Source organism: Chloroflexota bacterium (genome assembly GCA_018648225.1).
GTDB lineage: Bacteria > Chloroflexota > Anaerolineae > Anaerolineales > UBA11858 > NIOZ-UU35.
In genome coordinates this window covers 1-12,075 of sequence record JABGRQ010000155.1, presented here as the reverse complement: position 1 = coordinate 12,075, position 12,075 = coordinate 1, and the positions used below count along the sequence as shown (strand labels likewise).

Sequence of the window (12,075 nt, the reverse complement as noted above, 5' to 3'; positions counted from 1 at the left end):
TGTAACGGTTGGCGTATGTCAAGATGAAAAAAACAGAGCATGGTTGATTTTTCCATGCTCTGTTTTATAGTTTTACTCAGCGGAGTTTGTGTCGCGAGTTGTTCTAATTGGGTCGGTCGTGGATTGGCATCATGAAGACCGGTTTTGTTGTTTTCTCAACAACACGCTGGGCTTCACTTCCCATCATTAATAGGTCAACACCACCACGGCCGCGTGATGTACTCATAATCAAATCAACATTTTCGTTATCTGCAACCTGGACGATGGTGCGAGCAGGCAATGAGCCGGTGACGATTATGCGCGCTTCGACATTTTCATCTCGAAGTGAGCGAGCAACAGCATCCAAAAAATGACGCATATTGGCTTCAGCCTTTTTTCGGATGGTTTCTACAATTTCTGCCGGAGCATGGTAGTTGGCGGGTTCTGGCACAGCTGGTACAGATAGCAAAATCAACTCACTGTTGAAGGTTTGGGCCATCGCTCGTGCATAAGGTAGTACGCGTTCTGAATAGATTGATCCATCTAACGCGACCAGAATGCGGTCAATTTTTGGCGGTGGAGCCTGTCCTTCTTCGTCAACCTGGATTAATAAGATAGGTTGATTGACTTTCTGAATCAATTTACGGGAAACCCCGCCGCTTAGCCAATGTTTTTCTCCAGACTTACCACGAGTGGTGGTGATTATCAAATCTAAGTTTTGCTCATGCCCCAGAGATTGTGCGGCGTCGGCGATAAAACCCGGGCGGATGGCATAATCTGTGATGATATTCTCAGCTTGCGCATCTTGTACGACTTTTTCAAGATAGGTTTGTCGTTCTGCTTTCGTAGCTTCAAATTGTTCCTGAAGAGCAGCAGTGTGGTTTTTAATAGAAGACAGCAACGTTAGTTGAGCATTTGCGCATTTACTCATTGTCTTTGCCCAGGGCAACGCGCCCTCCGCATTTGAAGACGAATCCAATAAAACGGCAATATTTTTAATGGTCACTTGTTCTTCGCGCCATTTGCTCTGTTGTTTTGGCGCAGGTTCCCAGCGCAAATCTTCAGGCTTTGAAACCTTCGTTGTGCTCGTAGATGACGCGGGGGCCATTTGTCCAAACCCAAAACCAGCCAATTGAGCAGCATTCAAGCGGCCCAAATAATCCATTGACCCGGTAGGAGCGCCCAAGCGTGCCCGAGAATAGGAGAACATGATGTACAGGAGAGGAATGAAAACCAGATAGGTCCAGGCGCCTTCGGCAAAACGTTCAACAAATATAATCCCCGTTGCGCCAGTCGTCAGAATTGCGGCCACAATTGTCCCAGCGATTAATGCCAATGTTCCAGCATTAAATTTTTCTCGGATTTGGTTGATTAACCGCTTGGCTACGGCCCACCCCGTCATGCTCAAGAGTACAAATACGCCTGCCGCATAAATTGCGAGATAGGTTTCTTCATTCGTGCCAAACAAAATGAAACAGATTGCTACAATAGCCACCTGAATCCAGACCGGTTTATCGGCCACCTGGAATTGATTGCGTTGTCCCAATGAAGGCGGTACATAGCGACGCTCAGAGAGACCTAGTGCAAGATTCTGCAAGCCCTGCGCCGCGGCTGCCGAAGCAGACATTAGCACAGCAATGCCGACCAACGTGCCGATATAGGGCAGCGGTTCAGGCAGTAAGGCATCCATTGTGCGAGTGAATACCGAGACTTCTTCAACACCCATTTCGGAAGCCGTATGGGCGGCTTCTGCTAAGAGATGGGGTTTAGCGATTTCCATAATTGCCGGGCCAACGATCAACATTGTGATGGCGGTGGTGCCCATGATAATCAATAAGCTATTGAAGGCTTTTTTGCTTTTTTCGGCTGCGTTACCATCAAAGGCCGCCACCATATTGGCAAAGACTTCAATGCCGGTCATGACTGCGAGAATACGCACGTAGCCACCTAGCGTATAGTGCAAAAAAGTTTTTCCTTCGGTAGCAATTTCCAGACTAAAAGCTTGGAAACTGAAATTGGGAAAATTTACCCCGTATTTCAAGAGCGTAGAGATAATCATTGCCCATAATAATAGCAAAACGCCAAAAGTAGCGGGTCCAAAAGCCCGTGCCGCCATTTTCGGCCCGCGGTTGACCAGCCAACCAGTTAGTACACTGAGGGCAATAGCCACCAATGTACGATATTGCACATGCCAAAAGATGAACCCGTTCAATGCGGGTGCACGGTCGGCGATAAATGTAACCATGGCCGCCATACTAACTAAAAAGGTCAAAGTATACTCAATGAAGGTGATCGCGGCATTTATTTTAGCCGCCCAACCGCCAAATTCTTCTTCGCTAAGACCACTGCCACCGCTGCCATCCGTAATCCAGCGCATGACCAAACGATACATTGCCGAGACAACAGCAACGGTGATAACAACCAACCAGACTGAAGCGCCAAAAGTCACATCGGCAATCAAACCGGCTGCCCCTGTAACCATAATTAGCTTCAAGAATGGGCCAAAAACATATAAGGGGGAGGTTGCGGGATCACCGCCGCCTGCCAAAGCCCCCTCAAAAGCATTCTTTAATTTATGTGATACGTGCGCCATGTAAAATTCCTCTCAACAAATAATGAAAATAATATGGTGCTCAACAGTACCTTAAGCGACAGTTTGCTATGAGGTACCCAAAATTTTTTCTTCCTGACAAACGGGCGGATTATATCCGATTTTTATACTCTGCGTCATACGAGTTTCAAAAAAACTTGCGGAAAAATCTATTTTACGAAATACACAAACTTAAAGTTTTTCTTTCCAGATAACCCCACTACCATATTGTAGATCGCGTATAACTCCAGCGCAAAAGGCAAATAACCGCCATAACCCAGGAATGGCATTTCGAAGATATGCCAGAAATCCACAAACGGCACGGTATAAATCCATTTAGGGTAGGAAAAGAAATTCCAAAATTCCCAAAAGAAAGCTGTCAGCAGCACACCGCCCCATAAGGCCATCACTGGACGCCAGTCGCCATTTTGAGTCCAACGCGTCAGATTATTATTTCCTAGCCAGATATTGATCGGCTCCATGATGAAATACAGACTCAGCCATACAAATGGAAAGAAGTAGCGCGGCCAGAGAAGCATCAGGGTCAGCATCAGCCATCCGGCCACAAAGAAGCGCCGCGTGGTGCGGTGATCTCCCTGGATGACCGGGCCGCGCCCCATGCGTTGCACCCAGCCCCACCCCGCAGCCAGTTCTGCCGCCCCAAATATCGCGGGTATCACCGTGGAGAAAGCGGCGCTTGCCAGCAGTCCGTATTCTAAATCTGTGAAAAATTCACGCCCGTCATAAAACCAGTTTTGCAGCCTCCCGTTGAGCAATTCAAAGAGCCACCACACCGGCACAGAGAGCAGAAACAGCCCCAAATATTTGCGCCAACTGCGCGTAAGCAGTGAGGTTCCATCGCGGCGAAATACCAGGCCATCCACCAGCAGACAATAGCCCAACCAGAGCGGGAAGAAAGCCCAATGTGTGCGCAAACCGGGTAAAAACCAATTGAGCGGCCAGAAGATGGCAATGAATATCGCGCCGAGCCAGCCGTGGGGAGGAAATTTCATGGCAGTTCGTAGAGTTCAACCAGCGCTCCAAAGGCAGCTTTGGGATGGATGAAGGCGTATTTTTTGCCGTTCTCGCCGTTGACTGCTTTTTCGTGGATAAGTTGCACGCCCTTCGCTCGGAGTTGGTCCAACATCCCGCTGATGTCATCCACTTCCAGGCAGATGTGGTGCATCCCGGGGCCACGCTTCTCGAGGTATTTGGCAATCCCGGAGTCTTCGCTGGTGGGCTGTACCAGTTCAACTTCGCTGCCTCCCACTGGGAGAAAAGCAATCGCCGACTTTTCACGCGGCACATCCTGGATGTGGTCAAATTCCAGCCCGAGGGCATCGCGCCAAAAGCTCAGGGCTGCGTCGATATCTTCGACAACTAAAGCGATATGATCAATACGTTTGATGGTTGGCATAAAGAACTCCGTTGGAAAGTTAAAGGTTGTAGGTTGAAAGTTTTTACCTGCAACTTTCAACCTGTAACCTTTTATACCCAATTGTTTGGCTGATACTCGCCCCAGGACTGGCGCAGCACGCCGCAAATTTCACCCAGGGTAATCTCGTTCTCGACACATTCGATGAGCAGCGGAATCAGGTTTTGATCGCCCTGAGCGGATTGTTCGAGCCGCATCAACAGCGCACCCACGCGGGCACCATCGCGACGCTGACGAATTTTAGCCAGGCGTTGGCGTTGGGCGGTTTCGATGGCAGGGTCTACCTTGAGTTGTTCGAGTTCAATTTTTTCATCCACCTGAAAATCGTTGACGCCGACTACAATTTGTTCACCGCGCTCAACGGCCTGCTGATATTGATAGGCGGCTTCCTGAATTTCGCCTTGCGTGTAGCCGCGCTCGATGGCGGCCAACGCCCCGCCGAGATCGTCAATTTTTTGAATATATGCTTCGGCCAGACGCTCGATTTCATCGGTAAGCTGCTCAATGAGATACGAACCCGCCAGCGGATCGATGCTGTCGGCAGCGCCAGATTCGTGCGCAATAATGTGTTGTGTGCGCAGGGCCACGCGCACCGATTTTTCGGTGGGCAGCCATAGGGCTTCGTCCATGCTGTTGGTGTGCAGTGACTGCGTGCCGCCCATCACCGCCGCCAGGGCTTGCAGGGTAACGCGCACTACGTTATTCTCTGGTTGCTGGGCGGTCAGCGTGGAGCCTGCCGTCTGCGTGTGAAAACGCAACATCCACGATTTGGGGTTTTTGGCCCCGAAGCGTTCACGCATAATTTTTGCCCACAGGTGACGGGCGGCGCGGTATTTGGCGATCTCTTCGAGAAAATTATTATGGGCGTTGAAGAAAAATGATAACTGGTTGGCGAAACTATCGACCTCCAGCCCGACATCTAGCGCGGCCTGAACATAGGCAATGCCATTAGCTAATGTAAATGCGACTTCCTGCACAGCCGTCGAACCCGCTTCGCGGATATGATAGCCCGAAATGCTGATCGTGTTCCAGCGCGGTACTTCACGCTGGCAAAATTGGAACACATCTGTGATCAGGCGCATGGAGGGCTTGGGCGGGAATATATAGGTGCCGCGGGCAGTATATTCTTTGAGAATATCATTCTGGATGGTGCCGCGCAGTTTGTGAATTTCTGCGCCCTGGCGTTTGGCAACGGCGATATACATTGCCAGCAATACTGCTGCTGGAGCATTGATGGTCATGCTGGTCGAAACGCGCTCCAGCGGAATCTCGCGGAAGAGCAGCTCCATATCGTCCAGAGACGAGATCGAAACGCCCACTTTGCCGACTTCACCCAGCGCCATCTCGTCGTCGGCGTCGTAACCAATTTGTGTTGGCAGGTCAAAGGCCACTGAAAGGCCAGTTTGCCCCTGCTCAAGCAGGTAGCGGTAACGGGCATTCGATTCTTCGGCGCTGGCATAACCGGCGTACTGGCGCATGGTCCAGAAGCGGCCGCGGTACATGCTGGGCTGCACCCCGCGGGTGTAGGGATATTCCCCGGGGAATCCCAGGTTCTCCATATAATCCGCGCCAGTCTCAGGGGGCAGCGCCACCCTCGGCAGCGGAATCCCTGATAGGGTCTCGAACGAAGCGCGCCGTTCGGGAAAACGATCCAGCACCGGTTTCAGGGTCTCTTCTTCCCAGCGTTTGTTTTCATTCTGTAATTTCATAAACTACCTCGAAATTTTTTATTTCCGCCCTCCGGGATTTTAAGAATCTCGGAGGGCTTTGATCCGCTCTAAGTATACTCGAAGCTGTTACAGGGGAGAAACCAGGGCTATTTATGATAAACTTTATCCTAAATCAGGCGCGAGTACTCAAACTCGGGCAAAGGAAATTTATGCGAATTCTCAGCGTAGATGTGGGAACCGGTACGCAGGATATTTACCTCTATGATTCCCGCGTGGATTTAGAAAACGGATTCAAATTGGTGATCCCCTCGCCGACGATGATCGTCCATCGGCGGCTAAAAATCGCCACGCAGCGCGGCCAAGCGGTGGCGCTGACCGGCGTGACGATGGGTGGTGGCCCCAGCCATTGGGCGGCGCGTGATCATGCAAAATTGGGTCATGTGGTGTATGCCACGCCCGAAGCGGCGCGCACTTTCGATGATGATCTTGAGCGCGTGCAGGCCGATGGCATTCAGATTCTTGGTGATGATGAAATTGCCGCGTTGCCCGACGCTGTGGTGCGTCTGGAATTGCGTGATTTTGACTTTTCAGCTATCGGGCGCGCCTTTGGCGAGTTTGGCGTTAATCTGGACGGTCTGGATGCGGTGGCGGTGGCGGTTTTCGATCATGGCGCGGCTCCGCCGGGCTATTCGGATCGGCAATTTCGTTTTGATTATTTGGATGAGCAAATTCAGGCACGCAATCATCTTTCGGCATTTGCTTTTTTGCGGGATAACGTGCCCGCGGCGATGACGCGCCTGCAAGCGGTGGTGGATTCTGCCCACGGGGTGGATGCTCCGCTGGTGGTGATGGATACTGCCCCCGCGGCGGTGCTGGGCGCAACCCTGGACCCGATGGTGAGTCGGCGCCCGCGGGTGATGATTGCCAATGTGGGTAATTTTCACACCCTGGCTTTCCGTTTGGGAGTGGAGCGTCAAATTGAGGGCGTATTCGAGCATCATACGGGCCTGTTAGACTTGCCCAAACTCGAAGGATTGCTGTGCGCCCTGGCAAATGGCAGCCTGCAACATGCCGATGTATTCGATGACCATGGTCACGGCGCGTTGATTTATGGTGATGAGGCGTTGCCGTTGGGGGAAGGCGCATTCGATGTGGTTGTAACCGGGCCGCGGCGGAATATGCTGCGCATGACGGAAGACAGAGAACCGAAGACGGACAGCTCTTTTCCCCCGCCTCGCTTGCGCCCCTACTTCCCCGCACCCTACGGCGATATGATGATTGCGGGTTGCTTTGGCTTGCTGGCTGCGGTAGCCGATGTGTTGCCGGAGTTGGGCGAATCGATTCGAGCATCCCTGCGCGGGGCAGGGGGCCGCGGCACACCTCCCTGGGAGATCGAATAATGCTTGTTTACCGCAGAGATGGCAAAGTGCGCAGAGAAAATGAATTTGCGCGTAAATCTCAGCGTTCACCGCGCACTCCGTGGTGAAACTACCTATCTTTGGGAGCGTTTTGGTATGCTAATCAAAATATCAAATTGGATGACCCGCGTTTCGCGCGGTTGGGTAGCCTTGCTGGGTCTGGTGATATTTGCCCTGTTTACGGCATTGGTGCTGCCGCGTCAGGCTCAAAATGCCACCCCAGTTGCAGATGTTGGTACGCCAGATCTATCGCTGTGGTACTCGCCGAGTGAACTTTATCAGATGGCGGAGGATTATGGCGCGGAAGGGCGCCAAGATTATATTCAGGCGCGGTTGAGCTTTGATGTCATTTGGCCGCTGGTGTATACGTCCTTTCTTGTGACTTCGCTGAGTTGGCTCTTTGGGCGCAGCACAACTTTGGAACGCTTGTGGCGGCGCGCCAATCTCATCCCATTGGCGGCCATGCTGCTGGATTTTCTTGAAAATATCTCAACTTCAATTGTCATGGCGCGCTATCCGGCGTACAGCGCGGGGATTGCTGCCGTGGCCCCGTTTTTTACGCTGACAAAATGGCTCTTCGTCGGCGGAAGTTTTGTTTTACTCCTGATGGGTGCAGGCGCACTCATCAGGCAGCGGTTTTCAAAGCCGCCATGTTGACACACCTGCCCCTTGCGGTATAATTTTCCCGCTTCGAAAATGGCTCCAGTGCCCCTACATCGGAGTGGCGAAAAGGTGATCGGAATTCGCTTTTGCGCGCAAATGGCCCCGTAGCTCAATTTGGCAGAGCAGTTGACTCTTAATCAATTGGTTGAAGGTTCGAGTCCTTCCGGGGTCACCTACATGTAGGGGGTTCATGCCTGATAACCCCTATATATAGCGATAAGTAGCCCGCCTTTCTGGCGGGTTATTTATTTCGGGTGCAGTTTGGGTGCAGTTAATCCCCAATTTTCTCATCTTCTCGAACAATCTCTTCCATGCCAATCACTATCGGCGTCACTAGTTCATCCATGATTCTCGCCGCTTCCCCTTGCATATTGCTGAGCAGATGACCGTAAATATCCATCGTCGTGCTGGGCTTGGCATGGCCTAGAATACGAGAAACCACGATCGGCGGTACGCCATTATTCAGCATCAGTGATGCGGCGGTGTGGCGCAAGTCATGGAAGCGCAGTTTTGGTAGCATGGCGGACTGCAATATCCGCAAAAAATCCTTACGCAAGTTGCTGGGGTCGCCGGGTGTGCCGACCGAATTGGGGAAAATCAAACCGTGCTCTTTCCAGCCGCCATTTGCACCCTTCTTCTGCCGTTCCTGGCGCTCTCGATGAATCCGCAAAGCCTGCAATGTCCCTTCGCCAAGCCGAATGGTGCGACGACCCGCATTGGTCTTCGGCTCTGCAAATTGCCAACCGGAACCGGGGACGCGTTTTATCTGGCGCTGCACCAGCAGTGTGCCACTTTGCCATTGCAGATCGGTCCATTTCAGGCCAAACATCTCGCCCTGCCGCATCCCAGTTTTGATCGCTACGTGATAGAGTGCTTCATAAGAACTACCACGAGCGGCAATCAAGAATTGCGGAACCTGATACTCATCGAGAACTGTCATTTCTTTATGGGCATACTTGGGCTGAGCTGCTCCATGAGCTGGATTGCGAATGACCAGATCATATTGCATTGCCTTTTCCAGTGCCCGATGTAGGACGCCATGCACATAACGCACGGTTCGTACCCCTACCCCAGAAGCAATCAATTCGGTGTAAAATCTTTCAATGCGGGCCAGGTGTAAATCCTGAAGGGGCACATCACCCAGGTACGGGATGATGTGGTTCTTGACCTGCAAGCGGTACTGGTAGATGGTGGTTTCACGTGCGGAAACCGACTTGGCATCCAGCCACTGTTGCAAATACTCGCCCAGGGTGATCTGGCTGCCTTCAAGATCAAATCCCCGGCGGAGCTGATACTGCATTTCTTGCAGCCAGTTTTGCGCTTCGGCTTTGGTTTTAAAGGTTTTCCCGGTACGTTTCCCATCCAGATAAATCTGCACACGCCAGGTTCCATTTGAACGCTGGTGGATCGAACCTTCATTACGACCACGAATCTTCTTTGCCATTGTCATCTCCTTTTTCAGTGTTATCAAGGAAAGACAACGAGCAATCCCTATCCATTCAGTTGGTAAGGTGCTGGCCTTCCTTGATATTGTAGCAGAAATTATGTTCTGCTGTTGAAGTAAAAAGAAAGGGCTTTTTCCAAGTTTGGAAGCAGCCCTTTCGCATCCAACCTGAAGCCGAGTTAGGGGGTGTTCACCCGCATCTGCTGGATGTAGTTCGCCAGGTCTTCAGGTCGTACTCGCACGGAACCCCTGACCTTAACAGATGGGATGTCACCGTGTTGCATCAGTGAATAAGCCGTTGATGTTTTTATATTGAGAATATCGGCAACTTCCTGTGCGCGCATGAGCGTTGAGAAAGTAATCGAAGGTAGTTGGTAATTAGTTGTACTCATATCAATCTCCTCTTATTTTTGCCTTTGAATGATGTTAATTTTGAGGAAGGAAGAAAATACCTTCTCTTTCGTAGCCTACTTCGTTCGGGTGACACACACTACAATACAATTTGCCACCTTGCTCAGGAGGACGTTCGCGCCAAGCAACTTTTCCACAAGCGAAACAAGGCTTCGTGTTGTCTGGACCAGTAGCTTCCCATTGAGCTATGAGGTCATCGAAACTTATTACTTGGTGCGCTCCGTTTGTGCCATTAGTGCCAGTTGTGCCGTCCGAATCAAGTAGGGATGAAACGTTAATTCCGTAAGCCATAGATAATCCATCCATATCCTTTAGGGAGATAATCCATCCCCTCCCTTCGCTGCCTTTGGGGCGCTTGCTTTCAAATCGGAGCGAGCGCATGATGCTGCCGACTTTTGCCTTACTAAAGGGTGCGATTGCGATTTCTTCGTCCTCGACAATCGATTTCGCCACTTGTGTGATCTGTTCCGTGGTTATAAACACCATCTCTTCACTGGCACTACCGGCACTGACGGCATTGCTGGCACATTCCATCACTGCCCGCAGGACAATCAGCGTCAGGTCCGCCGATTGGAGATCAGGAAGAAACTCGAAACAATATCGATAGGAAAGCTCATCCAAACGCTGCCATATACCCTTCATGCCTTGCTTTTCGAGCCATAATGCTACGGCCAGGATTGCCCGCCAAGGTTCCAAGTTTCTTCCTGAAAGGCGCGCAACCTGATTAATTTCACGCTCCAAATTTTGCAGTTCTTTGATATGTGTCAGACCTAAGGCCCAAAGATCATCCAGTAACGGCTGTTTGCCATGAGGCCACAGTACGTAATCCAGGGGATCGGCGTTCGCTTTCTTGTAATTTGTCGTACGGAGTAACGGGATGGTAATGGTCCTGCTAGCCAAAACTGGATCCGGTATTTTGATCGCCGAAAACATACGAGCACAGAATGTATTGACATACCTGGTTTGCCAGCCGCGTTTCCCAGCAGGTTCTTTTACTGGAACTGTATTGCCCTTGCGGTTACCCGCCAAAAGCAAGGCACGCTTGTCAGGGTCAACTTGATGGGTGCCAGAAAGGTTCTCCGCATCATCAAATCCAAGGGTGGCGCCAAGATCAGCCATATCGCGCAGACTGGCGAAGCTGCCCCCAGCTAAGATCAACTGACCTAAATAGGCCAATTCTGTGATCAGAACCAATAGTTGAGTCTTTCCACTACCTCGCTGTCCATTGGGCCAAAGAAAGCCAATCGCGGTGAAGGCATCCAGAAACCAGGTTGCCAGGATATAGCAGGCAATTAGCTCTGCCATTGTCTGTTGATCTGCCAGACTGTGGTCAAAGTCAATAAACGTAGTGATGATATCGACAATCCGGCGAAAAACATCCACTGCATCCGGACGAGAGCCCGCTGCGTACCGCTTCACACCCTCCGGAGACCACAGTTTGTGTTTGGGTGGCATATCCTTAAAATGAGTTTCGATACGAAGTGAACTCAGGGGTGGAAAGTTCACATCTGGGTCATCGCAGTAAAACTTACCATTTTCATCTATGATCACTAGGCTCAGCTTTCTCTTGGTCGTTGGAGCTGTTGACGTCTTTTCTTCGCCTTCGGGGGCGACTTCTTTCTCAATCACCAGGAGGTATAACCAAGTGGCGGCATAGGCATGACCATCAATCAGACAGATTAGGCGATTCATCACTTTGGGGTCATGGTCTAAGATCAGTACAGATCGCTGGATGGATTTGGGAGTTTTGGTTTCACTCATGCTACACCTCCCATTTCTGTTATAATTAGGGGCAGAGGCAAATACCGCTCTTGAATCCGGCGGATGCGCTTCGTGATTTGACCCATTGCTGCTGGCACGGTGATGGGTTTTATTTTGAGCGTATTCATGATTTTTACTCCAATTCTAAATTGTGATCAGATATTTGATTGATAGGAAGTTGTTCAATATTGCGTTTCTGATTTCCTACCATAGGTATTAGCCTGAGGCGATGGAATTCTTGACGCAATAATTGACGCACCAGTGATGACATGGTTTCTCCAGTCATCGCAGCCCATTTTGCTAAGGCTGCCTTGTCGTTCTTGGTGAGGTTGATACTCAAACGTTTGGTCATCGAACTTCTCCTATATTAAATAAAAAAATTAGTATCGTGTGTATAGGATACTAATTTTTTACTATGGTAAGTGGTAGTCGCTATGGTAGTTTAGAAACTACCATAGCGAATTATCGAATTTTATTTGCTCGTTGCCATTCCCAACCCATATCACGATAATCATTTCTTACATCGTCTGATGTAAACTGCTCCCTTTTCCATTTTTTGCGAAATCCATTTTCAGCCATTATGTAGAGTGAGGATTGTTTAATATCTGGATTTTTCTCGGAAATTTCGCGGGAAAATTTGTCAAATTCAATCTCATTGGCACGGTTGGCTGTTCCCTGGTAGGATAGTTCTGGGTTCTTATCTT

The 12,075-nt window shown here is 50.4% G+C and carries 11 protein-coding genes and 1 tRNA gene; 3 read left to right on the top strand and 9 right to left on the bottom strand.

The window, feature by feature from the left end; translation table 11 throughout:
* Positions 1–103: 103 nt before the first annotated feature.
* The 4 genes from HN413_14715 to HN413_14700 form a co-directional block, all read right to left on the bottom strand.
* A complete protein-coding gene (locus HN413_14715) occupies positions 104–2,572 on the bottom strand; it encodes a universal stress protein (GenBank protein ID MBT3391647.1) in 2,469 nt (822 codons plus the stop codon).
* Positions 2,573–2,739: 167 nt separating this feature from the next.
* On the bottom strand, positions 2,740–3,582 hold the full coding sequence (locus HN413_14710; protein MBT3391646.1) for a hypothetical protein: 843 nt from the start codon (positions 3,580–3,582) through the stop codon (positions 2,740–2,742).
* Complete coding sequence (gene mce / locus HN413_14705) at positions 3,579–3,986, bottom strand: methylmalonyl-CoA epimerase (GenBank protein MBT3391645.1); 408 nt, start codon at positions 3,984–3,986, stop codon at positions 3,579–3,581. The genes HN413_14710 and mce overlap by 4 nt, the downstream gene beginning before the upstream one ends.
* 71 nt (positions 3,987–4,057) lie before the next feature.
* Complete coding sequence (locus HN413_14700) at positions 4,058–5,713, bottom strand: methylmalonyl-CoA mutase family protein (protein ID MBT3391644.1); 1,656 nt, start codon at positions 5,711–5,713, stop codon at positions 4,058–4,060.
* A gap of 113 nt (positions 5,714–5,826) precedes the next feature.
* Between HN413_14700 and HN413_14695 the strand changes: the two genes are divergently transcribed.
* The 3 genes from HN413_14695 (at position 5,827) to HN413_14685 (ending at position 7,927) form a co-directional block, all read left to right on the top strand.
* The gene (locus tag HN413_14695) at positions 5,827–7,074 is read left to right on the top strand and encodes a DUF1786 domain-containing protein (protein ID MBT3391643.1); all 1,248 of its coding nucleotides are present in this window, start codon (positions 5,827–5,829) and stop codon (positions 7,072–7,074) included.
* Positions 7,075–7,113: 39 nt separating this feature from the next.
* The gene (locus tag HN413_14690; GenBank protein ID MBT3391642.1) at positions 7,114–7,749 is read left to right on the top strand and encodes a hypothetical protein; all 636 of its coding nucleotides are present in this window, start codon (positions 7,114–7,116) and stop codon (positions 7,747–7,749) included.
* 104 nt (positions 7,750–7,853) lie between these two features.
* Positions 7,854–7,927 (top strand) — tRNA-Lys (locus tag HN413_14685).
* Between the two features lie 99 nt (positions 7,928–8,026).
* Here HN413_14685 and HN413_14680 read toward each other — a convergent pair.
* The 5 genes from HN413_14680 to HN413_14660 all read right to left on the bottom strand — a co-directional run.
* On the bottom strand, positions 8,027–9,199 hold the full coding sequence (locus tag HN413_14680; protein ID MBT3391641.1) for a site-specific integrase: 1,173 nt from the start codon (positions 9,197–9,199) through the stop codon (positions 8,027–8,029).
* Between the two features lie 179 nt (positions 9,200–9,378).
* Positions 9,379–9,591, bottom strand: coding sequence for a helix-turn-helix domain-containing protein (locus tag HN413_14675; protein MBT3391640.1), 213 nt, complete (start codon positions 9,589–9,591; stop codon positions 9,379–9,381).
* Between the two features lie 34 nt (positions 9,592–9,625).
* Positions 9,626–11,371, bottom strand: coding sequence for a hypothetical protein (locus HN413_14670; GenBank protein MBT3391639.1), 1,746 nt, complete (start codon positions 11,369–11,371; stop codon positions 9,626–9,628).
* Between the two features lie 133 nt (positions 11,372–11,504).
* Positions 11,505–11,723: a ribbon-helix-helix protein, CopG family gene (locus HN413_14665; GenBank protein MBT3391638.1), complete on the bottom strand. Its 219-nt coding sequence runs from the start codon at positions 11,721–11,723 to the stop codon at positions 11,505–11,507.
* A 110-nt stretch (positions 11,724–11,833) separates the two neighbouring features.
* The coding region (locus tag HN413_14660; GenBank protein MBT3391637.1) for a hypothetical protein at positions 11,834–12,075 on the bottom strand (242 nt) is incomplete at its 5' end.